The sequence below is a fragment of the Actinacidiphila sp. DG2A-62 genome (assembly GCF_035825295.1).
In the GTDB taxonomy this organism is placed as follows: Bacteria; Actinomycetota; Actinomycetes; order Streptomycetales; family Streptomycetaceae; genus Actinacidiphila.
Genome location: NZ_JAYMGI010000002.1, coordinates 7,394,260 through 7,416,019 on the forward strand (window position 1 = coordinate 7,394,260; position 21,760 = coordinate 7,416,019).

18 protein-coding genes and 1 pseudogene are annotated in these 21,760 nt (G+C 69.1%); 7 read left to right on the plus strand and 12 right to left on the minus strand.

Features of this window, described 5'->3' with window-relative positions:
- Nucleotides 1-140: 140 nt before the first annotated feature.
- The 3 genes from VSR01_RS32865 to VSR01_RS32875 all read right to left on the minus strand — a co-directional run bounded on the left by VSR01_RS32865 (nucleotide 141) and on the right by VSR01_RS32875 (nucleotide 1,927).
- Nucleotides 141-635, minus strand: coding sequence for a DUF4231 domain-containing protein (locus tag VSR01_RS32865; protein WP_326452623.1), 495 nt, complete (start codon nucleotides 633-635; stop codon nucleotides 141-143).
- Nucleotides 636-822: 187 nt separating this feature from the next.
- A complete protein-coding gene (locus VSR01_RS32870) occupies nucleotides 823-1,548 on the minus strand; it encodes a class I SAM-dependent methyltransferase (RefSeq protein ID WP_326452624.1) in 726 nt (241 codons plus the stop codon).
- Nucleotides 1,549-1,582: 34 nt separating this feature from the next.
- On the minus strand, nucleotides 1,583-1,927 hold the full coding sequence (locus VSR01_RS32875) for a hypothetical protein (protein WP_326452625.1): 345 nt from the start codon (nucleotides 1,925-1,927) through the stop codon (nucleotides 1,583-1,585).
- Nucleotides 1,928-2,002: 75 nt separating this feature from the next.
- Between VSR01_RS32875 and VSR01_RS32880 the strand changes: the two are divergent.
- The 3 genes and pseudogenes from VSR01_RS32880 to VSR01_RS32890 form a co-directional block, all read left to right on the plus strand.
- Nucleotides 2,003-2,462: pseudogene (locus VSR01_RS32880) on the plus strand (telomere-associated protein Tap); the annotation flags it as partial.
- An 856-nt stretch (nucleotides 2,463-3,318) separates the two neighbouring features.
- Nucleotides 3,319-4,236 (plus strand): hypothetical protein, encoded by a 918-nt coding sequence (locus VSR01_RS32885; RefSeq protein WP_326452626.1) that lies wholly within the window; start codon nucleotides 3,319-3,321, stop codon nucleotides 4,234-4,236.
- A 454-nt stretch (nucleotides 4,237-4,690) separates the two neighbouring features.
- Nucleotides 4,691-5,113, plus strand: coding sequence for a hypothetical protein (locus tag VSR01_RS32890; RefSeq protein ID WP_326452627.1), 423 nt, complete (start codon nucleotides 4,691-4,693; stop codon nucleotides 5,111-5,113).
- A gap of 968 nt (nucleotides 5,114-6,081) precedes the next feature.
- Here the strand turns inward: VSR01_RS32890 and VSR01_RS32895 are convergent.
- From VSR01_RS32895 to VSR01_RS32920, 6 genes are all read right to left on the minus strand, one after another.
- Entirely contained in the window at nucleotides 6,082-6,411 is a 330-nt protein-coding gene (locus tag VSR01_RS32895; RefSeq protein ID WP_442785600.1) for a MoaF-related domain-containing protein, read from the minus strand.
- A gap of 72 nt (nucleotides 6,412-6,483) precedes the next feature.
- A complete protein-coding gene (locus tag VSR01_RS32900) occupies nucleotides 6,484-7,941 on the minus strand; it encodes a catalase (protein ID WP_326452629.1) in 1,458 nt (485 codons plus the stop codon).
- A gap of 182 nt (nucleotides 7,942-8,123) precedes the next feature.
- The gene (locus VSR01_RS32905) at nucleotides 8,124-9,224 is read right to left on the minus strand and encodes an NADH:flavin oxidoreductase/NADH oxidase (protein ID WP_326452630.1); all 1,101 of its coding nucleotides are present in this window, start codon (nucleotides 9,222-9,224) and stop codon (nucleotides 8,124-8,126) included.
- 150 nt (nucleotides 9,225-9,374) lie between these two features.
- Entirely contained in the window at nucleotides 9,375-9,620 is a 246-nt protein-coding gene (locus VSR01_RS32910) for a non-oxidative hydroxyarylic acid decarboxylases subunit D (RefSeq protein ID WP_326452631.1), read from the minus strand.
- Nucleotides 9,617-11,038 carry a non-oxidative hydroxyarylic acid decarboxylases subunit C gene (locus VSR01_RS32915; RefSeq protein WP_326452632.1) on the minus strand — a complete coding sequence of 474 codons (1,422 nt, stop codon included), beginning with the start codon at nucleotides 11,036-11,038 and terminating at the stop codon, nucleotides 9,617-9,619. The genes VSR01_RS32910 and VSR01_RS32915 overlap by 4 nt, the downstream gene beginning before the upstream one ends.
- 37 nt (nucleotides 11,039-11,075) lie before the next feature.
- Nucleotides 11,076-11,717, minus strand: a complete 642-nt coding sequence (locus VSR01_RS32920) for a UbiX family flavin prenyltransferase (RefSeq protein WP_326452633.1) — start codon at nucleotides 11,715-11,717, stop codon at nucleotides 11,076-11,078.
- 202 nt (nucleotides 11,718-11,919) lie between these two features.
- Here VSR01_RS32920 and VSR01_RS32925 point away from each other — a divergent pair, with 202 nt between their 5' ends.
- Nucleotides 11,920-12,441 carry a MarR family winged helix-turn-helix transcriptional regulator gene (locus tag VSR01_RS32925; protein WP_326452634.1) on the plus strand — a complete coding sequence of 174 codons (522 nt, stop codon included), beginning with the start codon at nucleotides 11,920-11,922 and terminating at the stop codon, nucleotides 12,439-12,441.
- A gap of 214 nt (nucleotides 12,442-12,655) precedes the next feature.
- Here the strand turns inward: VSR01_RS32925 and VSR01_RS32930 are convergent, their stop codons facing one another.
- Nucleotides 12,656-13,768: a glycoside hydrolase family 18 protein gene (locus VSR01_RS32930; protein WP_326452635.1), complete on the minus strand. Its 1,113-nt coding sequence runs from the start codon at nucleotides 13,766-13,768 to the stop codon at nucleotides 12,656-12,658.
- A gap of 473 nt (nucleotides 13,769-14,241) precedes the next feature.
- Here VSR01_RS32930 and VSR01_RS32935 point away from each other — a divergent pair, with 473 nt between their 5' ends.
- Nucleotides 14,242-14,670, plus strand: coding sequence for a hypothetical protein (locus tag VSR01_RS32935; protein WP_326452636.1), 429 nt, complete (start codon nucleotides 14,242-14,244; stop codon nucleotides 14,668-14,670).
- A 128-nt stretch (nucleotides 14,671-14,798) separates the two neighbouring features.
- On the opposite strand, the gene VSR01_RS32940 is transcribed toward VSR01_RS32935, so the two are convergent.
- Complete coding sequence (locus tag VSR01_RS32940) at nucleotides 14,799-15,353, minus strand: hypothetical protein (protein WP_326452637.1); 555 nt, start codon at nucleotides 15,351-15,353, stop codon at nucleotides 14,799-14,801.
- A 577-nt stretch (nucleotides 15,354-15,930) separates the two neighbouring features.
- Between VSR01_RS32940 and VSR01_RS32945 the strand changes: the two genes are divergently transcribed.
- Nucleotides 15,931-19,416: a discoidin domain-containing protein gene (locus VSR01_RS32945; RefSeq protein ID WP_326452638.1), complete on the plus strand. Its 3,486-nt coding sequence runs from the start codon at nucleotides 15,931-15,933 to the stop codon at nucleotides 19,414-19,416.
- Between the two features lie 162 nt (nucleotides 19,417-19,578).
- Here VSR01_RS32945 and VSR01_RS32950 read toward each other — a convergent pair whose 3' ends face one another.
- Nucleotides 19,579-20,472 carry a LysR family transcriptional regulator gene (locus VSR01_RS32950; RefSeq protein ID WP_326452639.1) on the minus strand — a complete coding sequence of 298 codons (894 nt, stop codon included), beginning with the start codon at nucleotides 20,470-20,472 and terminating at the stop codon, nucleotides 19,579-19,581.
- Nucleotides 20,473-20,574: 102 nt separating this feature from the next.
- On the opposite strand from VSR01_RS32950, the gene VSR01_RS32955 reads away from it, so the two are divergent.
- The gene (locus VSR01_RS32955; RefSeq protein WP_326452640.1) at nucleotides 20,575-21,663 is read left to right on the plus strand and encodes a zinc-binding alcohol dehydrogenase family protein; all 1,089 of its coding nucleotides are present in this window, start codon (nucleotides 20,575-20,577) and stop codon (nucleotides 21,661-21,663) included.
- Nucleotides 21,664-21,760: the final 97 nt, after the last annotated feature.

Below are 21,760 nucleotides of genomic sequence, written 5' to 3' on the forward strand. Positions count from 1 at the left end.
GGCCCACAGCGCTAATCGCACAGGCCAGCCGGTCAGTCCGTCAGGTGTCCCGTCGGTCGTCATAACCAAGACGGTACTGAGTGACCGGGTGTGCACGTTGGGTGTTCGGTCGGAAGTGGCGCGTTTCGTGCCCTCGGACGTCACTCACTGGCTTGGCCAGCCGGAGCTGCGGCCACCTGGTTGGGCTGGTCCAGCTGCTGCTGTCGGCGTCGCTGCTCACCGCGCAGGGATTCGACGACGCCGGTGAAGTGCTTCAGTGCATCCTTCTCGTTGAGGTCGGTGTACTCGCCGACTCCGAGGGCGAGGGCGTTGGCCTGCTCCTCGATGGCGTCGGCGGTCTCGCGCAGGAAGTAGCTGCGCTCGCGGAACTTGTAGTAGCCGGTGAAGGTGGCCGCCAGCGTGATGGCGAAGCTGATGGCGATGGTTAGGACGTTCTGCCAGGTTAGGTCATCGGCGGTGTTCAGCGAGGCGATGGTGGTCGTCGACGTCGCGCCCACCATGATCAGGGACTGCAAGCTGTTGTGGATGCGCCGGTACTTGCGGCTCTCGCGCTGGAACTGATCGATGACGTCGGCGACCTCCTGGCGGTACAGGCGTCGGCGGTGCTCGGTTGACGGGTAGGTAGAGGCAGCCACCCGTAGACCTTCGCGAGCAGCGCTGCGTCGGCACGCTCCAACCGTGACGCCTGATCGTCCTCTGCATCTCAGGCCAAGTTGCTCAACTCCCCACTCGTGACCGTGCGTTCGCGGTCAATCACGCATGTCCTGTGACATCGCACTTTGAGCGTGTGCCATCGAAGTTTGAGTGGCGTGGATCACTGTGTCAGGGGCGTCGTGCGAGGAAGACGAACTCTTTGCCTGGCCGGTCAGGCGCATCGCGGACGTCTTGCAGCACGTAGCCGTGGGCGACCAGGTCCGTCTCGACCTCGTCGCGCTCCCGGAAGCGCAGCGTTGAATCCGAGGTCAGCACCTGTCCGTCCGCGGCGAAGATGTAGGTCCAGCGGAAGGTCACGAGGGGCTGGCTCACCTCGATCAGCTGGACCCAGCTCTCGACGGAGCCGACGCCCGGGATCTCCGTCACGCGGTAGGAGCGCTCGCGGGTCCATTCTTCCCAGGCGCGTCTGGACGGATCACGGGTCTCGAAGACCAGGTGCCCGCCGGGCCGTAGTGCCTCGTAGGCCCCCTGCAGCGTCTTCTGCCAGATGTCCGGATCGACGATGGCCTGGGCGACGTTCGCTGTCATCGTCGCGAGGTCGACCTGCAATGGCGGGAGGGCTGTGGCATCACCGCAGATCCAGCGCACTCGCTCGCTGCCCGGTTTGGCCCGGGCGACGTCGACGGATGCCTGGGCGGGATCGATGCCGACGACGTCGACCCCGCGGCCGGCCAGGAGAAGTGCGAACACCCCGGTGCCGCAGCCGATGTCCAGAACTTGGTGCGCCCCGAACTCTTCCGTCATCCGGAGGTACACATCGAGATCGCTGCGGTCGGGGTCGAGCGGATCGTAGATCGCGGCGAGTCGTGGGTGCCCGAAGCAGTCGTCTGCCATGCGGCCGAACGTATGCAGAGCCGACCTCGAAGAGCTACTGGGTTTCGCCGGACGCGGCTGGCTGGGGTTCTCGGGCGAAGCTGAGGTAGAGCCTCGTGATGGTCGTGAGGGTGAGCCAGGTGTGGTGGACGTCGAGGAACGATCGCCACGATAGCGTTGCGATGAGCCCTTGTGCGTCGTGGTCCTTGATCGTTTGGTAGTAGTCCTCGGGCATGCTCGGCCGGGGCACTGGCCGTTCGTTGGGGAATCGTGGGCTGAGGATTCGCTTGAGCAGCCAGAGCGGAACCTGCCACCGGAGCGTGATCTGCCGCAGGTTTTGCTTGCTCCAGCCTGCTTCGTGCTTGATGAGCCCGGTCCTCTCGAAGCCACCACCGGTCAATGAACGGTGCCGTCGAAGCCGGAGATCGGGCTTCGTCCAGATCGGAAGGTATGCCCGCGTGGCGTTTCGGTGGAGGCGATGGCGATCCACAAGTCCGTCGACCCCTCGCATGGCGGCGGTGCTGTCGGCGATCAAGTCGACGGTCAAGGGCGGCATCGGCAAGCTGCGCGAGCGCCCGCAGGGCACGCGGTACCGGCCGGGGGAGCGGTGGCCGGCGTTGGAGCGGCTGACGTGGCGCCCGGACATCCGGGCGGCGGTGATCTCGGCGGCCCGGGTCAACATCCACCGCAAGCTGCTCAAGACCGCGCTTGCCGCCAGTAGCACGCCGCCGCCGACCGGCGCCGTGGTGTTCGGCGAGGATGCGCTGCTGCCGATCGCGCTGCTGTCGGACTGCGTCGTCTACCCGGCCGCCGGCCCTTCCCCGCTGGACGTGCTGCCGTACGACGCGGCCGGGAAGCCGGCGCCGGGCACGTTCCGGCACGGGGTCTCGCCGGGGATGGTCAAGCACGAAGGCACGCGGGAGCTAGTTCGTTGATGCCGCCAGGATCGCCGCAGACTGCCTTCCCGCACTGCTCTCGCCGAAGTCGGGTGTCATGGTTATTCATGACCCGAACGAGGATGTGCAGATGAGGTTTCGGAGTGCGGCGGGGAATGTGAGCGGCGTGCTTTTGTAGATGACGTGACCTTCCCGGTGAGAATTCAGCTCGCTATCGGAAAATAGCTAGGCGAGGTGCATGCGCTTCCATGTGCTGACCCTGCGCGAAGGCGTGTTTTCACTGGGGCCATCTGGCAGCGCCCGACGGAGACGTCAGCGGATGGCGGCTGTGCCAGGGCTCGGGCGCATGACTTCTGTTGTCCGGAAATGTTGCGTGCGCTAAGGATCAAGGTGGTGAGAACAAGGGTGGAGTGGATCGATTCTCCGGGTGGTCCGTTGGCGGCCGTATGTGAATCCCGGGGCTGCCCTGTGGTCGGCGTCGCAGAATGAGTACGCTGGCGCCTGTTCCGTAGAGGGCATCGGTGTTACTGCGATGCCGCGCGACGGTGAGGGGCCAGTGGATATCGAAGCATCGGTGACGGATGTAGTGCGCGATAGCATGGAGGACCTCACGTGGACGTCCTGCGGCTCTTTTGAGTCGACAGGTCGTATCGTGCTGTTCGATGCTGCTTCCCAGGCCTGTGAGTTGAGCGACGAGGAGTGCTTGGAGTTCGCCTGGCCGCAGGGAGCGGGTATGGTTCACGTTGCTGAGATTTCTGCTGACGACTCCGCGGCTCGGATCGTCGGATTCAGGTTGAGCGGGGACCGCTGACTCTTCAGGCCTTCGGTTGGCGCGCATCGGGTCGCGGTGTTGCGAGCTCGGAGGCGAGTGGCGGGAATGGATGGGGGTGGGGTCGTGGTCACGGTGTTGTGTGAGGTCGATTTCGAGGTCGGGAGTCGGGAGGAGTTCGGGCGGCGGGCGGTGGAGTGGGTGGTCGGGGGTGCCCGGGCGCTGGCGGGAAATCTGCTGCGGCGTGTTTCTGCGGATGGGTCGGTGCCCAAGGGCAGGGTGACCAATGGGTTTCTGGGGCCGGCGGGAGTGGAGTGGGGGTATGTCTCCATTACTCGCATGCAGAAGAGCGGGCTGCGCCAGGTCGGGAAGGTCGTGGAGGATGCGGCGATCGCCTGGGCGGAGAAGGAGGCGGTCAAGGGGATCGAGGGGATGAACCTGGGGTTCAATCTTCTGGAGACGTCGACGATTCCGGGGGAGAGGCTCATCCGTTTCGAGGCGGAGATGGTCGAGGACGCCGATGGCTGGTGCCGGGTGAATTTCCAGGCGCCGGAGAGTCGGCTGGAGGATGTGGCGACGCAGCGGGCGTGGCTGGACTTTATGCACGCGTTCTGCGATGAGGTGAACCCGTCGTACGGGCAGATCTCGTACGACTACGGTGCGTACCCGCTGACGGCTCTGGAGGCGGTGACCGGGCCGCCGTGGACCGTTTACTCGGAGGCGATCGCGGCGTCGCGGCAGGTTCTGCGGGGCTATGACTGGCTGACCGTCTGCGCTGACGAGCTCGCCGAGAGCCTTGGCGGTATCGACGTGCTGCGGGCGAGCGGTGCGTTCGCGCGGGTCGAGCCGTTGCGGTCCGGTGGGGTGTGGCTGCTGGCCACCGAGGAGTACGGGGACTACACCGATCCGCGGGTGGCGGCGGTGTGGGAGGCAGTGGCGCCGGTATTGCGGCACGGCACTCCCAGTCGGGATCGAGCAGAGCGGGAAGAGTCCCCGGTGCGGCTGGTGTTCCGCGATGCGGCGGAGATCTCCCGCTCAGCGTGACTTTTTGCTCCTCCTGGGGCTCTGGCGAGTGGTGCGCCGTTGGCCGCGGTCCTGGCTGCGGTTCGCGCGTGCGCATACGTGTGGGGGTGTTGGCGTACCGGCATCGCCTCTACTCGCGCGCCATGGGAAGGGTCGAAGCGACCGGCTCGGACGCCGGCAGGCACGAGGGTCCCGTGAGGTCGCGGTGCGCTCGGCGCGGGTGGGCCGATGGCGTAGCCGGACTCGTTGGCGCAGCGGGGGAGTCTGTGTGGCGGCGGTGCCTTCGCCCAGATGGAGCGGTCGTGGTCCGGCAGCGTGTACGCCGTGCAACGCGGGGGGCGGATCGGGACGGTGTCGCAGGGCCGGGGTGTGGACGCGGCTGCTCTGTCGGTGGTGCCGCTTACGCTCTTCGATGTGGGTGCCGCTTCGGGTGAGTGGTGCCGGGTGAGTGGTTGTGAGCTGGGGAGGTTGCACGGTGGGCGGTGACGGGTGGTCGCAGACGGGGCCGTACGAGGAGGATCTGGCGGCGGCGTTCCGGCGGGCTCAGGAACGGGAACTGGAGCGGGACGACTACGGCTTCGGGGGCCGGGCCATCGACGAGCTGTGGGCCGACGAGGAGTGGCAGGAGTTCGTGCTGACGGGCGGTACCGGCACGGTGCTGGACCAGTGGCGGCTGATCGATGCCGGGGCGGACGATGACGTGGCGATGATGCGGCCGCTGACGGACCGTGAGATACGGACCTGGGCGGCCGGCGGCGCGCCGACGCGTGAGGAGTGGCTCGACGCGCTCGACTCCGGGCTGCTCGAATATCCGGGGCGGGGCTCCGGCAGGTGTACGCCGTTGTACGTCGACGGCCGCCCGTCGGAGATCGGCTACTGGGGCGTCACCGCGGATTGACACCTTGGTGCGTCGACGCCGATACGAGCTGATCTGATCCAGCGAAGTCCTTCCAGTGACCCGCTGGGCTCCTGGCCGAGGCGCCACAGCTCGGCCGCTGTCTCTCACGCAGCTCTCACGGACTGTCCGTCACCGATGGGTAGTCGGTGTCATGGCGGAGGCGCTGACCGAGCGCTGACCTGCACCGTCGGGACGGGAGCTGACTCCGACGGACGGTGCCTCACGGCGGGCCGGACGCTGGGGGTCAAGGGGTCGCAGGTTCAAATCCTGTCGTCCCGACGGTGCACGAAGCCCGCTGGCGGAGCACGAAACTCCAGCTCAGCGGGCTTCTTCGCGTTCCCGGACCCTGTCAGCGGACGAACCGCAGATGCCGCTTCGGCGTCGCCTCTGGGACCACTTTGGGACCAGCCTCGGTTTTGGGACCCGGCGCGGGGTCGATCTTGCCTCCACCCAGGTGCGCGGACAGCGCCGCGCCGGCCAGGTCGACCGAGCGCCGGGTGTAATGGTGTGCTCGGGTTTTGGAACTGTCCGAATCCCTGCCGCACGCGGCATGCCAGCCCCCGCCCGGCCGGCGCTCCCGCGGATGTATCTGCTTTGGCTCGCCGGAACCCTTGCCTCGCTCGTTGGCGACGCGGCCATGTACTTCGCCCTCGGTTGGGCGGCCACTGCCCACGGCGGTGCGATGGCTGCTCTGGTCCTCACCGCTATCACGCTTCCGCGCACAGTTCTGTTGCTTCTGGGCGGTGCCGTATCGGTGACCGGTTCTGCGCCCGCCGGGTGTGTTCTCGTCGGCCCGGTCGCCGGGAGAAGGGGCGGCCTGGCGGCGGCAGGAGCGGCCTGGCGGCGGCAGCGAGGCGACCGTGGTCTCCCCGAGCGCACCGACCAGGAGATCGCCGCCGCGGTGGCGCGGCGGGAGGCCGAGGCCGCCGGCGGCTACGCTCGATCCGTTGGTCCGCAACGGGGCCGGCTCACGGCTGGACCTGGCGCGCGAGCCGGCCTTCCATGCGGTACAGCTCCAGCTGGGGCGTGGTGAAGAACGACAGGGACGTTCCGGCCTCGAAGTCGTCGACGTGGACCACCGTGGCGCCGCTTTCCTCCTGCCAGGAGATCACGTAGAGGCCGGAGCCGATGCGGGACCATGTGTACGCGCTGCTGCCCCGTGTTCCGGCTCCTTCGCCGGCGACGATCTCGTAGCTGACCGTCGGGGAGTCCGCGGCGTAGGTGTTGGTCGCGGTGAGGGGCGGATAGGTCACGAGAAAGCTGCCGCCCGCGAACGGGGGAAGCAAGGGAAGAGTCACGGTTGTCCTCTCATGTGCCGAGCGGTTGATCGTGGAGCTTCGGGGGCGTCGCCGAAGGGAACTACAAGGGAACTACAGGGCGGCGCGAATCGCGTCCGGAAGGTCCGCGTCGACGCGCCGCCAGTACCAGAAGAAACGCTCCTGGATCGCCGGGACCGTCAGCGCCTTGTACTGTCCGGCAAGGGTCGCGACGAAGCGGGTCTTCTCCTCGGCTGTGAACACACTGCGGTAGAGGGTGCCCGCCTGGCTGAAGTCGTCGTCGTCGGGGCGCAGCGTGTAGGCGCTGCGAACGAGTTCGCCGTCGGTCTCCCAGCCGGCCTCGTCGAGCCCGCTGGCGAGGTCGGGTTCGGGGCCGCCGGCCGGCCCGTAGGAGTTCGGGAAGTAGCTGCGGTGCTCGGGTTCGGCGAAGTGGTATCGCATCTGACCCTCGTGCGAGTAGGTGTGCACTTCGGCGGCGTGCGGTCGATTGACCGGGAGTTGGCTGAAGTTCGCGCCGATGCGGTAGCGCTGGGCGTCGTTGTACGCGAACACACGGGCCATGAGCATCTTGTCCGGGGAGATCCCCGTGCCCGGTACCTGGTTTCCGGGCGAGAAGGCCGCTTGTTCGATCTCGGCGAAGAAGTTGCGCGGATTGCGGTTCAGGATGAAGGAGCCGACCTTGATGCGCGGATAGTCGGCCTTCGGCCACACCTTGGTCAGGTCGAAGGGGTTGAGGCGGTAGGTCTTCGCCTCCTCGTAGGGCATGACCTGGATGTACATGTCCCAGGCGGGGAACTCGCCGCGTTCGATCGCCTGGTGAAGGTCACGGCGATAGAAATCCGCGTCGGCCCCGGCGATACGCTCTGCCTCCTCGGCTCCCAGCGCTCGCACGCCCTGCCGGGACAGAAAGTGGTACTTCACCCAGAACCGCTCACCGTCGGCGTTGATCCACTGATAGGTGTGCGAGCCGTAGCCGTTGAGGTGGCGCCAGGAGCGGGAGAGGCCCCGGTCGCCCATCAGATAGGTGACCTGGTGTGCGGACTCGGGCGAGAGGGTCCAGAAGTCCCACTGCATGTCGGCGTCACGCAGGCCCGAGCCGCCGAGCCGCTTCTGGGAGTGGATGAAGTCCGGGAACTTCATCGCGTCGCGGATGAAGAAGGTCGGGGTGTTGTTGCCGACGATGTCGAGGTTGCCCTCTGCGGTGTAGAAGCGCAGCGCGAACCCGCGCACGTCACGCCAGGTGTCGGGCGAGCCCTGCTCACCGGCCACGGTGGAGAACCGCACCAACGTCTCCGCCGTCGCGCCCGGCTGGAAGACCGCGGCGCGCGTGTAGCGTGACACGTCCTCCTCGACGGTGAACGTGCCGAAGGCGCCGCCGCCCTTGGCGTGCGGGTTGCGCTCGGGCACGCGCTCCCGGTTGAAGGCCGCGAGCTTCTCGACCAGGTACCTGTCGTGCAACGCGGTGACGCCGTCGGAGCCGGTCGTCAGCGAGAACTCGTCGCTGGGGACCGGGGCTCCGGATTGGGTGGTCGTCGACGGGCGTTCGGTCATCGCCGTTCTCCTTTGCGGGAAGCTCATCTGGGCCTACGGGCTCGATCCGCGGGCGGCCGGGCCTCGGTCGGCGCCTGCCTCACTGTCGCTGGAAGCGATCCTACGATAGACATTGTCTAAGACAAGATAAAAGCTAGTTACGGATGTGTTGGGGTTCTGGACGGCGGCCGTGACCGGGTCGGTCAGACGGAACGGTGGTACTGGTTCGGCACGTGGACGTCGCCGCCGAGCTGCCGGGCGGCCTGGCGGGCCCAGGAGGGATTGCGCAGGAGTTCGCGGGCGAGGAGGACGGCGTCGGCCTGGCCGTCGGCGAGGATGCGCTCGGCCTGGTCGGGCTCGGTGATCAGACCGACGGCGGCGACGGGCATCCTGGTCTCGTTCTTGACGCGGGCGGCGAAGGGGACCTGGTACCCGGGGCCGACGAGGATCTTCGCATGGGGTGCGTTGCCCCCGCTGGAGACGTCCATCAGGTCGATGCCGTGTTCCAGCAGGAGGGGTGCGAGGGCGACGGTGTCGTCCGCGGTCCAGCCTTCGCGGTCGTCGTCGGTGTTCTCGGTGAGCCAGTCGGTAGCCGAGATGCGGAAGAACAGCGGGAGTTCGTCGGGCCAGACGGCGCGGACCGCGTCGCAGACCTCGAGGGCGAAGCGGATGCGGTTCTCGAAGGCGCCGCCGTACTCGTCGGTGCGGTGGTTGGTGTGGGGGGAGAGGAACTGGTTGATGAGGTAGCCGTGGGCGCCGTGGATCTCGGCGACCTCGAAGCCGGCGTTCAGGGCGCGGCGGGCGGCGTCGGCGAACTGTCGGACGATGACGGCCATCTCGTCGCGGGTGAGCTCGTGCGGGGTGGGGCGGTCGTCGTCGAACGGCAGTGGGCTGGGCGCCACCGGAAGCCACCCGTACTCGGCGTCTGGCGCGATCGGGCGGCCGCCGACCCAGGTGCGTTCGGTCGAGCCCTTGCGGCCGGCATGAGCTATTTGGATTCCCGGGACGGTGTTCTGTTCCTTGAGGAAGCGGGTGATGCGGCGGAACGCCTCCACCTGGTGGTCGTTCCAGATGCCGAGGTCGTAGGGGGAGATGCGCCCCTCGGGGCTGACAGCGGTGGCCTCGGTGATGATCAGTCCGGTCCCCCCGGTGGCGCGTGCGGCGAGGTGGGTGAAGTGCCAGTCGTTGGGGGCTCCGATGGCGTCGCCCTCCGGCGCCGCGGAGTACTGGCACATCGCCGCCATCCAGACGCGGTTGGGGATCGTCAGGGACCTGGCGGGGTACGGGGTGAAGAGGGAGCTCAACTCACGACTCCTTGTGCGTGGCTGTGGCGGACCTGCGGCGACGCGCCGCGATCGACTCGCGTGGTCTGCAGGGCGGGTCAGGGCGGGTATGGAGGTGTCCGCCGGGGGTTGTGCGGGTGGGGTTCGGCGGGGGCCCAGGGGTGACAGGGATCAGCCGCGGCGCTGGGGCACCGGTGGCATGGCGAGCATGCCCGGGATGTCGGCCGGGTCGACCTTCCAGTCCTGGGGGAACGAGGCGGGGTCGGTGGCGGTGGGGCCCTCGGTGGAGCGGTAGCTGTAGAAGCAGGTGTCGCAGACGTGCATGGTCCACGCGCCCGGCACGGGCGAGGTGGTCATGACGCGCACGGTGGACTGCTCACAGCGCGGGCAGACGGTGGTGTCGAGGGGGGAGGTCATGTGATCAGTCCCTTCAGCAGCGTCTCCCACGCCGCGGTGGCTGACGGGTTGGCCACCTCGTGGGCGTAGTGGCCGCGGGTCTCGGGCGAGATCGGGGTGGTGGCGTCGATGACCACCTTGTGGACGATGCCGTCCGGGTCGGAGCTCGGGTCCAGAGCCAGTACGGAGCCGTTGGGCACGGTGACCAGGTCGTGCTGGGGGTGGAAGCGCACCGACAGCGCCCACATGACCTGGGCGAGGTTGAAGGGGTCGATGTCGTCGTCGTCGACGATGATCACCTTGCAGTAGGCCAGGCCGTGGGGGGTGGTCATGGCGCGCATGCCGACGGCCTTGGCGTGGCCGCCGAAGCGCTGCTTGACGGAGATGATGCCGAGCAGGCCCTGGGTGTACATGGCGTTGACCGCCACGACCTCGGGGAAGTCCGCCTTGAGCTGCCGGTACAGCGGGACGCTGGTATTCAGGGCGAGGGCGTAGTCCATCTCCGTCCACGGCTTGCCGAGGTAGAGGTGCTCGAAGATGGGGTCGGTGCGGTGGCTGACCCGGGTGACGCGGATGACGGGCTGGCTGCGGGCGCCGGAGTAGTAGCCGGTGAATTCACCGAAGGGGCCCTCGATCTCGCGTTCGCCGCAGATGATCTCGCCTTCGAGGATCACCTCGGAGCCCCACGGCACGTCGAGGCCGGTCAGGGGCGCCTTGGCGATGCGGTAGGGGGCGCCCTGGATGGCGGCGGCCATCTCGTATTCGGACTGGTCGTAGGCCAGGGGCATGCCGCCGACGGTGGAGATGACGGGTTCGTTGCCGATGGCGATGGCGATGGGGAGGTTCTCGCCGCGTTCCTCGGCCTTGTGCAGGTGCAGGCCGATGTCGTGTGCGGCCAGCGGCTGGATGCCCAGACGGTCCTTGTCCTTGACCTGAATGCGGTAGATGCCGGCGTTCTGCTTGCCGAAGTGCTCCGGGTCGTCCGGGTCGCGGGTGACGACGATCGCCTTGTCGATGTAGGAGCCGACGTCGTGCTCGTTGAGGCGGAACAGCGGCAGGATCTGGAAGAGGTCGATGCCCTCGGTCAGCGTGTGCTCCTGCCAGGGGGCGTCGGTACGGCGCTCGACCCGGCCGGGAAAGGCTTCCCCGCGTTCGGCGAACTCGAAGAACTGCTCCTTGACGGGAGTGTCCTTGGCCATGCCGAGCATGAGGGCGTGGTTGGGCCAGGAGCCGACGACGTTGAGGGCCACGCGGGCCTTCCCCTGCTCGTACCCCTCGATGGTGTCGAACAGGAGGGCCGGCCCGCGGTCGGTGAGGTTGGTGGTGGCGGCGGCCGCGGAACTCAGGTCGGGCTCGGGCCTGACGGGGTCGGAGTAGTTCAGGAGCTGGTTGTTCTTCCGCAGGGTTTCGAGGAATTCCCGCAGGTCGGCATAGGCCATGGGTTGTCCTTCGTCCTTCTTGGGGACCTGCCCGGGGTCAGGCGATGGTGTCGTCCGCGGGCAGGACGTCATGGAGGCCCTCGGACTCGGCGGGCGCGGCGGCCCGTGAGTGGCGTTCGACGGCCAGTCCGCTCCAGCGGCGCGCAGTGGGCAGCCGGAGCCCGAACTGGTCGAGGGTGCGGGCGACGATGTGGTCGACGACGTCGTCGAGATCCTTGGGGTGGTTGTAGAAGGCCGGCGTCGGAGGCAGGATCGTCACGCCCATGCGGGACAGCGCCAGCAGGTTCTCCAGGTGGATGGTGGACAGCAAGGTCTCGCGGGCGACCAGGACGAGCTTGCGGCCCTCTTTGAGAGTCACATCCGCCGCCCGGCCGACGAGATCCTGTGCGAAGCCGGCGCGGATACCCGCGACCGTCTTCATGCTGCACGGGACGATCGCCATGCCGTCGGTGGGGAAGGAACCGCTGGAGATGGACGCTCCCTGATCCTGCGGTCTGTGGTTGACGACGGCCAGCGCTGCCACCTCCGGCACGGTGCAGTCGGTCTCCAGAGCGATGGTCGCGCGGGCCCACCGGCTCATCACGAGATGCGTCTCCACCTCCATGTGGCGCAACGCCTCCAGCAGCCGGATGCCGATGACAGCCCCGGTGGCTCCGGTCATGGCTACGACGAGTCGCATGAACGCGCCTTCCAACGACAGAGAAAGGACGTACACGTCCCTTCTTCTCGGACTACGATACTCCGTGTACGTCCCAATGCGAGCGGCTGGTCCCTGGCCTTGTCGTCGACGCGGCGGAGCGGGGCGGCCGGTGGGCGGGAGGCGAGAGCTCGTGGCAGCCTGGCAGCCTGTTGGCTCGACATGCGCGCAGGAGGAGCACAGCATGATCAGTGAGGAGGGCGCCCGGATCAGCGAGGAGGGCGCCCGCGCCGGAGGCGAAGGGAACGGCGGCGCCCACGCGGTCAGCCGCGACGAATCCGTGGTCCGGGGAATCTCGGGGGCCGGCAACGTCATCAGGCGTCTGTTCCAGCAGCGCACCCGGCTGTGGCAGCAGACGCTGCCCGACGACATCACGGGGCCCCAGTTCACCGTCCTCGGCGTGCTCTACCTGCGCGGGGCAATGGACCAGCGCAGTCTGGGCCGCCACGCGAGCCTGGACAAGTCCACTGCCGCGCCCATCGTGGAGAGGCTGAGGACGCGAGGACTGCTCACCGTGGAACGGGACTCGGCCGACGCGCGCCGCAAGGTCCTCGTTCTCACGTCAACCGGGCGCGAGACAGTCCTTCGGCTCGCCCCCTATGCCGCCCAGGTCGAGGATCTGCTGCTGGGAGACCTGTCGCCCGCCGAACGCGAACAGTTCTTCCACCTGGCGTACAAGATCCTCGGCGTTCATGACGCGACGTGAGCCGTACCGGGACACGCTCGGGCGTGGTCCACGTCGGCCGGCGTTGCGATCGCGTCGCATCTCGAACCGGCCGACGTGGAGGAGTTGCTGACGCACGGCCCCAAGGAGTTCGCGCACTCCTTCTTGACGAGCTCCGGCGAACTCCGCGAGGAGATCGAGCGGACGGCCGGACGCAAGCTGATCTCCTCCACGGCCGCGAGCAGCGGTGCTCAGCTCAGCTCTGCCGCAGGGGCGGCATCGGGACGGGTACGGAGTAGGCGCTCGCTCCCGCGCCGACACCGCCCTCGCAGGTGTTGGGCGGGTCGGTGGTCACGCCGCGGGTCGAGGGGCGTTCCGCGGCCCAGAACATGTACCCCAGCAGGCCGTTGGTGGTGCCGGCGCCGGCCGGTGCCGCGTTCTGCGTCCAGCTGCCGGTGGCGTTCTGCAGCGAGGAGGAGAAGTCGGTGCATTCCGGCCTCACCTGGGAGCCCTCGGCGATATAGAGGCTGCCGGTGAACTTCGCGGGGGCCAGCGGCGGGATCGGAGGACTGTAGTTGGCCTTGCCCGTGATGTGTTCCTGCCAGTTCGACTCCGCGCCGCCGGCCGACGGCTGCTTGCTGGGCACCATCGCGTTGGCGTAGTCCAGCACCGGGGCGCCGGGGGTGAGCCAGTGCGCGGTCGCGTACTGGTCGAGGGCGATGAGCCAGCGGTCGCCGGCCGCGACGTCGATGGTGAGCCGCGCGGTCGGATCGGCGCCCGAGGCGTCGTACGGGTGCGCGGCCCGGTAGGCGTCGATGAACGCCTGGAGGCCCGCGGTGTTCGGACCGGAGCTCTGCTCGTAGTCGATCTCGATGCCGACGCCGAGCCGGGTGGCCAGCGCGGCGGCCTTCTGCCCGAGCAGTGTGGGGTTCTGGGCGAGCGCGCTGTTCCAGTCGTCGGTGTAGGTGATGCCGCCGATGGAGAGCATCACGCGGATGCCGTGGCTGGTGAAATAGTTCACCACCGCCTGGTTCATGCCGACCGGGACGCCGTCGGCGTTGCCGCTGTTCGTCGTGCCGTTGAGGAGGGTGAGCGGGTTGACGAAGCTGAGCACCACCAGGTTGACGGAGGGGCGGCCGTCACCGCGGTCGATGAGCCAGTGGTTGTTGTGGTCGAAGTCGGTCATGTCGCGGACGGTTGCCCATGTGCAGGCGTCGTCGCCGCAGTGCCATGCGCCGTAGACCTGCGGAGCGTTGCCGGCCGCGGCGCTCGCGGCAGTGGCGGGAGCGGCCGCGGGAAGGGCGGCCGCGACGGCCGCGAGTGCGGCTGCCGCCGCGAAGGACTTCACTCTGCCGAGCAGCACACGCATGAACGCCTCCTGGCGATTAGGGAGTCTCCGTGAAGGGGTGTGCCACCGTGACGGATTGGTCTGGACCTTGTCAATGAGGGCTCCATACCATGACGAATCGCCGGCTCCTTCGAGCCCACGAGGTTCATCAGCGCATGCGGCGCACCGGGCTTCTCCCACGACGGCACGTCGCCGGTCCGTGTCCCCGAGGCGGCAGGCGTGTCGAGGGCGAGCCCGCCCATCTCTCAGACGGTCCAGGGCGCGGCCACCACCACCACCGACGGCTACTACGGCTACGACAGCCACACCGACGTGGAAACCCTGACGGACGGTACCGGCCAGACCAAGGCCACGTATGGGGCTCCTTCACCGACAAGAACGGTAATCTGCGGTTCAACGGGACGACGTCGGACTTCGTCCGGGTCTCCTACGAGGATGGAAAAATCGTTGACGTCCAGGACTTCGATGCGACGAGTTCCAAGGACGGCAAGGCCATGAAGTACATCGCCGGGGACATCAATGGCAAGATGAACCCAGCCGGTAAGGGGCAGGCGAACAATGTGGTTTATGTCGCCCAGAGCGCGGAACAGGCGCAGCAGGTGGCCTCACACTTCGCAGGTGATTCCCGCGTCCGGGTGATCCACCCCAGCAGCGGATTCGACACAGGGCGAGTTTTCAACGGGGTGACCGGCGGGGCGCACGCGGAACGGCTCAGTCCGCGCATCGCCGGCCGCTTCCTCGGAGTTGCGGGCTATCTGATGCCGTTCGCACAGTCCAACAGCTATATCAGAAGCTTCGGCTTCTGGGGTGGTCTCATGGAGATGGGCAAGGACTTCATCGATCCTTTCGGGGTCGCAGATTCCGTCTCGCCCCACTCGCACTCGAGCAACATATGCGATCCGTCATCGGGGAACTGCGCCTGACCGTGCCCGAACGGCCCCGTGTGGTACTGCCGGACCCGTCCGGCAGTACCACACGGGGCCTCGGGTCTCAGGCACCGAGAACGTATCAGCCCTGACGATCGAGGCGATCGTGGGCGAGGTGGTCCCGGTCAGTGCGGAGACATGACCAGGGAACCGATCACGTCCAGCCCGACGCGGGCTGCCAGCCAGGGGGCGCGCTCAGCTTCCACCTGCTTGACGTGAACGAAAACGGTGTGGTCGCTCGCGGGTTCGGTCAGGTCGAGATCGCGCGCGTTCACGCACATGGTCACGTATGCGCCCCTGGAACCGCCGATGCCGAGGCCGATCTCGGGCGCTTCGGGCCAGCCCGTGAAATCCCACCGTACCGCCGCGGGATTCTTTCCCAGAGCCGCCAGGAACGGCTCCGTCATGTCCGGCGACATTCCCCAACTCTGCAGCCACACGGGGAGGCGTGCAGACGCGTCTCGCCCGCCGGACGAGACCCCGTCGTCCGTCTCGCTCCAGTGGTCCGCACCGGGCAGCAGCTGCAGCAAGGAAGTCACGGCGTGCTCCGAGAAAATCCGCGCCTCGAAGTCGACTTCGAGTTCACTGGTGTCGGCGATCCCCAGAAGCTGATCGACGACCTGCAATGCGTTCCCGAGTTCCGGCGTCCTCAAGATGGGCTGCGCATATGAGTTGGACATGACTGCCAGTTTGTCATGGGTGAGGAGTGCGAGCTTGCCGTTTCGGTCGGCTGCTGCGGTGGGCGGACAGCGCTCCACCGGCCTGATCGACCGAGCGCGGGGACGACGCGCACCGGCCGGAGCGGGTGCTTGGGCGGAAGCGTGCGGGTCGGTTCACCGGAGCCGCTCCGAGGGGCCCACCCTCCCCGGGGTCGACTCGCCGGCGCTCGCGGCGCCGCATCTCTTGACACGGAGTTGTCCTCGGGCTCACGATCGCGCAGCACCATGGGAGAGCGCTCTCCCCGATCGCCCGTCCATGCCCCGCTCCTCCGTCAGAAGAGTCGATCAGGAGAGTCGATGGGAAACGCCGATGTCCCGTGCCGGCGCGCCGGTCGTGGCCGTAAACGCTTCCGGGCGTTATCCGCGTGCACGGCGCCCAGCGGGCCCACCGGCCACGGCTGCTCCTCGTGGGAGTTCCAGGTCTTCGGCGCCGCCGGCAGCGGCTCGCCGGCCCCGGCTTCCACTCCGGCTCCCACCCCGGCCGGTCACGGGGCTGGCGCGAACCCCCACCCCGAACAGCACCAGCCATAGGAGAGCCGTGTCCACACGAACGCAACGCCGCCCCCACCGTCCGCCGGGCTTCGCTCCGGTACCCCGGAGGACCGGCAGAACCCTCTGGACGGCGGCCCTCGCCGTCCTGGCGCTGATCACCGCCCTGCTCGCCTCCGGCGCGACCACCGCGAACGCGGCCCCCACGCTGCTCTCGCAGGGCAAGGCCGTCACCGCCTCCTCCGTGAACGCCGGCAACGCCGCCGCCAACGCGGTGGACGGCAACACCGGCACCCGCTGGGAGAGCGCCTGGAGCAACCCGCAGTGGCTGCAGGTGGACCTGGGGGCGACCGCGACGATCAGTCAGGTCGTGCTCCAGTGGGAGACCGCCTACGCCAAGGCGTACCAGATCCAGGTCTCGGCCGACGGGTCGACCTGGACCCCGGTCTACTCGACCACCACCGGTCCCGGCGGGACCGAGACCCTGAACGTCAGCGGGACCGGCCGCTACGTGCGGATGTACGGCACCGCGCGCGGCACCGGATACGGCTACTCGCTCTGGGAGTTCCAGGTCTTCGGCACCTCGGGGACCGACGGCGGCGGCGCGACCTGCGGCACGCAGAACGCGGCGCTGAACCAGCCGGCGACCGCCTCCTCCACCGAGAACGCCGGCACTCCCGCCGCCGCGGCGGTCGACGGCAACACCGGCACCCGCTGGTCGAGCGCCGCCGCCGACCCGCAGTGGCTCACGGTCGACCTGGGGTCCACCCTGACGATCTGCAAGGCCGCCCTCAACTGGGAGGCCGCCTACGCCACCGCGTTCCAGCTGCAGACCTCGACGGACAACACCAACTGGACCACGATCTACTCCACCACCACCGGAACCGGCGGCGCCCAGACCCTGAACGTCAGCGGGACCGGCCGGTACATCCGGATGTACGGCACGGCCCGCGGCACCGGCTACGGCTACTCGCTGTGGGAGTTCCAGGTCTTCACCGGCGGCACGGGCGGCACGGGCGGCACCGGCGGGAGCGGCGGCAGCACACCGCCCACCGGCGACTGCGGCACCACCAACGCCGCCCTCGGCCACCCCGCCACGGCCTCCTCGACCCAGGACGACAACCCGGCCTACGACGCGTTCTACGCCACCGACGGCAGCACCCTGACCCGCTGGTCGAGCGCGGTCGCCGACCCGCAGTGGATCATGGTGGACCTCGGCGGCAGCCTGCCGGTGTGCCAGGTGGTGCTCCAGTGGGAGAACGCCTACGCCTCCGGCTTCCAGCTGCAGACCTCGACCGACAAGACCAACTGGACCACGATCTACTCCACGACCACCGGAACCGGCGGCACCCAGACCCTCAACGTCACGGGGACCGGGCGCTACGTGCGGATGTACGGCACGGCCCGCGGCACGGGCTACGGCTACTCCCTGTGGGAGTTCGCCGTCCGCACGGTCGGGAACCAGACCGTCACCATTCCGCCGCCCCCGTCGCAGCCCGCACCGGGCAGCTGCCCCTGGCTCAACGAGCCCAACGTGGCGGTCTCGACCCGGGTCGCCCAGCTGATGGGCGCGATGACGCAGGACCAGAAGGCCGGAATGCTGCACGGCGACGGCTCGAACGTCTACATCGGGCAGATCGCCGGCCAGCCCTCGCTCTGCATCCCGGACGTCAACCTGGAGGACGGGCCGACCGGCGTGGGCGACGGCCTCGGGGGCGTCACCCAGTTCCCCGACGGCGAGACCTCCGCGGCCACCTTCGACCCCGCCTACGAGCATGACTTCGGCGTGGCGGTGGGCCAGGAGTTCGCCGGCAAGGGCGTCAACGTCTCGCTCGGCCCGACGATCAACATGGTGCGCGACCCGCGCTGGGGCCGGTCCTACGAGACCTTCGGCGAGGACCCGTACCTCACCGGCGAGATCGTCAGCGCCGACGTCCAGGGCATGCAGAGCCAGGGCGTGATGGCCATGGTCAAGCATGCGGCCGCGTACAACATCGAGCAGCCGTCGGCGCCCGGAAACGAGATCGTGGACAGCCGCACCCTGCAGGAGATCTACCTGCCCGGCTTCCAGACCGCCATCGAGAAGGGCGGCGCGGCGGCGCTGATGTGCGGCTACAGCATGGTGAACGGCTCCTACTCCTGCCAGAACCCGCAGATCGAGAACGTCCCGATGTACCAGCAGGCCGGGTTCCAGGGCTTCATCTCCTCGGACTGGGGCGGCATCCACTCCACCGCGCCCTCGGCCAACGCCGGCGAGACGATCGAGATGCCGTTCGGCGGGTTCTTCGGCGCCAACCTGGAGCAGGCCGTCGCCGCAGGCGAGGTCACCCAGGCCACCTTCGACACCATGGTGTCCCGGGTGCTGACCCAGATGTTCCGCTTCGGCATGTTCGACAAGGCGCCCACCGGCTCCACCACCGCCATCGTGGCCACTCCCGCACACCGCGCGGTCGCACTGCGCGGTGACGAGGAGGGATCGGTCCTGCTGAAGAACAACGGCGTGCTGCCACTCGATCCGAACGGCGGCGAGTCCGTCGCGGTCATCGGCACCAACGCCAGCGCCGGCGTGATCACCGCCGGCGGCGGCAGTGGCACCGCCACCAGCACGGGCACGTACACCCCGCTGTACGGGATCCAGCAGCGCACGGCCGGCACCGACGTCAAGGTCGGCTACGACGACGGGACCAACCAGAGCAGCGCGGTCGCACTGGCGAAGTCCTCGAACGTCGCGATCGTCTTCGCGGCCGACAACTACGGCCATGAGGAGGCCGACAACACCACGCTCAACCTGCCGAACAACCAGGACGCGCTGATCTCCGCGGTCGCCGCGGCCAACCCGAACACGATCGTGGTGCTCAGCGACAACTCGGCGATCATGATGCCGTGGCTGAACCAGGTCGCGGGCGTGTTCGAGACCTTCTACCAGGGACAGGAGTTCGGCCAGGCGATCGCGGAACTGCTGTTCGGCGACGTGAACCCGTCCGGGCACCTGCCGATCACCTTCCCCGCCTCGCTCGCGCAGGTGCCGGCGAACACGGCCGCGCAGTGGCCGGGCGTCAACGGCACCGTGCAGTACTCGGAAGGGCTGAAGATCGGGTACCGCTGGTACGACGCGAACAACGTCACGCCGCTGTTCCCGTTCGGCTTCGGTCTGTCCTACACCAGCTTCTCGTTCAGCAACCTCAAGGTCGGGGCGCTGACCAACGGTCAGGCGACGGTGACGGCCACCGTCACCAACACCGGAAGCCGGGCCGGGACCGAGGTGTCCCAGCTGTACGTCGGCGATCCGGCCTCGGCCGGCGAGCCGCCGCACCAGCTCAAGGGCTTCCAGCGGATCACGCTGAACCCCGGCGCGTCCGGCACGGTCACGTTCACGGTGACCGCGCACGACCTCGCGCACTGGGACACCGCGTCGAGCAACTGGATCGCCTCGGCGGGCACCTACCAGATCCTGGTCGGCGACAGCTCGCGCAACCTGCCGCTGACCGGCAACCTCACCAACCCGAACGACGTCACGGCCAACGCCATGGACTGACCCGGGACCGCCGCTGAGGGGCGTGGGGTTCCGCTGCCTGCCACGGCAGCGGAACCCCACGCCCCTGTCACGGGACGCGGCCCGGCAGGCGATCGCAGGCTCGACGTGACGGTGCGCGCGCTCGGCGGGCCGCGGCACCGGATCCGACGGTCGGAGCAGGCATCAGGTGGTCGAGACGATCGCTCGGGTGACGGCCGTGACCGCCGGGGTGGGGCGGCCGGGGAGCCGCGCCACGAGGACCCGGCGGATCTCGGGGGGCGCGCCTTCGACGTGCAGCAGGCTCACCCCGGGCGGCAGCACCGGCGACAGCCGCCAGGGCACCGTCGTCACCCCGAAGCCCGCGGCGACCAGCTGAAGCTTCGTCAGCCAGTCGCGCGCGCAGTGGACGACGTCCGGCCGCCCGGGCAGGCCGGGCCAGACGCCGAGCAGCGGCTCGGCGTTCGACGCCGGGGCGGCGATCCACCGGGCGTCGACCAGTTCGTCGACGTGCACCGTGGTGCGGCCGGCGAAGTCTCCGGTCGAAGGCGCCGCCACGACCAGTTCGGTGTCCGCGACGGTCTCGACGTGCAGGCGCGGCGACTCGCCGTCCACCGGCCGGTGGGGCGGGCGGGACGTCAGCACCGCGAGGTCGATCGAGCCCGCGCGCAGCGCCCGGACCAGGGAGGGCGTGGTGCCCTCGGTCGTCGTGACCGTGATCTGCGGGTCGGTCGCCGCGAGCCGGGTGAGCGCGAGGGGCAGGATGGCCGCGCCCGCGCTCAGGAACAGCCCGAGCCGCACCACTTCGGCGCGCGGGAGGGTCCCGGTGAGGTCGCGCTCGGCCGCCGTCAGGCAGTCCAGGATCGTGCGGGCGTGGCGCAGCAGGGTCAGCCCCGCGGGGGTGAGCCGTACTCCGTCGGGGCGGCGTTCGAACAGGGCGGCGCCCGCGCTGCGTTCGAGGGAGGCGGCCTGGCGCGAGACCGCCGACTGGGTGTAGCCGAGCCGGACGGCTGCCGCGGTGAAGCTGCCGGACTCGGCGATCTGCCGCAGGACCCGCAGGCCTGTGCTGGAGATGTCCATGCGATGTACGCATACCACAGATGCCGGATCGTCGCTTCCGGCATGCCTCGCGGGTTCCTAGTGTCGATCCCGAGGAACGAGGACGAACACGGAGGTCATCAGGTGCGAGCAGCAGTTCTGACGCAGTTCGGCGCGCCGCTCACGGTGCGGGAGGTTCCCGATCCCGAGGCCGGCGGCGGCGAGGTGGTGGTCCAGGTCCTCGCCGCCTGTGTCGCCCCGTACGCGGCTGAGGTCTTCAGCGGCGAGCGGAAGTACCCCCTGGTCCCTCCCGTCGTGCCCGGGATCGGCGGGGTGGGACGGATCGTCCACGTGGGCCCGGACGCCACCCGGCTGCGCCCCGGCGACCTGGTGTGGTGCGACTCCACGGTGCGCTCGCGGGACGACGCCCTGACGCCCGACATCACGCTTCAGGGCTGGAGCTCCCGCGGCGAGGGCGGCGCGCGCCTCGCCCGGCACCTGCACGACGGGTCGTTCGCCGAACTCATGCGGGTCCCGACGGAGAACGTCTTTCCGCTTCCCGCGGCGGCGGGGGACGACCCTGCCCGCTGGGCCGCGCTCACCGTGCACGTCATCCCGTACGGCGGGCTGCTGGCCGGCGGGCTCGCGGCCGGTGAGACGCTGCTCGTCAGCGGGGCCACCGGCAACTTCGGCAGCAGCGCGGTCGCGGTCGCGCTCGCCATGGGGGCGGGCCGCGTGGTCGCCCCGGGCCGCAACCGGGCCGCGCTCGACCTCCTCGCCGACCGGTTCGGGCCGCGTCTGCGCCCGGTCGTGCTCACCGGGGACGAGGCCGGCGACCGCGCGGCGATGTCCGCGGCGGCCGGCGGCCCGATCGACATGGTGATCGACCTGCTGCCGCCGCGCGCACCCAGCTCGGCGGCGCGCACGGCGGCCATGACCGTGCGGGAACACGGCCGCGTCGTGCTCATGGGCGGCGTCGGCATGCTCGGCGGCGACGACTTCGCCCTCCCGTACCCCTGGATCATGCGCAACTCGATCACCGTGCGCGGCCAGTGGATGTACCCGCGTGCGGCGAACGTCGGCATCGTCCGGCTCCTCGCCTCGGGCGCCCTGGACCTCGCCCCCGAGCGGGTCCGGTCGTTCGGCCTCGACGACGTCAACGACGCCGTCGCCTACGCCGCCTCCCACGGCGGCCCGTTCGACCGCACCGCCCTCACACCACCGGTCCGCTAGGGACCGCGGGGTCGGTCAGCAGGCCCTCGGCCGCCGCGGCGGGGAACTCGCGCAACGCGGTCCACGGGCGGTCCCGTGCACCGTCCGCGGCGGCGAC

Bases quoted from the DNA above. Each gene is read 5' to 3' on its own strand.
- VSR01_RS32910 (WP_326452631.1), bottom strand. From the start codon at position 9,620: ATGACCTCCCCCCTCGACACCACCGTCTGCCCGCGCTGTGAGCAGTCC.
- VSR01_RS32935 (WP_326452636.1), top strand. From the start codon at position 14,242: ATGAAGTACATCGCCGGGGACATCAATGGCAAGATGAACCCAGCCGGT.
- VSR01_RS32900 (WP_326452629.1), bottom strand. From the start codon at position 7,941: ATGACCGAACGCCCGTCGACGACCACCCAATCCGGAGCCCCGGTCCCC.
- VSR01_RS32925 (WP_326452634.1), top strand. From the start codon at position 11,920: ATGATCAGTGAGGAGGGCGCCCGGATCAGCGAGGAGGGCGCCCGCGCC.
- VSR01_RS32940 (WP_326452637.1), bottom strand. From the start codon at position 15,353: ATGTCCAACTCATATGCGCAGCCCATCTTGAGGACGCCGGAACTCGGG.
- VSR01_RS32915 (WP_326452632.1), bottom strand. From the start codon at position 11,038: ATGGCCTATGCCGACCTGCGGGAATTCCTCGAAACCCTGCGGAAGAAC.
- VSR01_RS32870 (WP_326452624.1), bottom strand. From the start codon at position 1,548: ATGGCAGACGACTGCTTCGGGCACCCACGACTCGCCGCGATCTACGAT.
- VSR01_RS32920 (WP_326452633.1), bottom strand. From the start codon at position 11,717: ATGCGACTCGTCGTAGCCATGACCGGAGCCACCGGGGCTGTCATCGGC.
- VSR01_RS32950 (WP_326452639.1), bottom strand. From the start codon at position 20,472: ATGGACATCTCCAGCACAGGCCTGCGGGTCCTGCGGCAGATCGCCGAG.
- VSR01_RS32930 (WP_326452635.1), bottom strand. From the start codon at position 13,768: ATGCGTGTGCTGCTCGGCAGAGTGAAGTCCTTCGCGGCGGCAGCCGCA.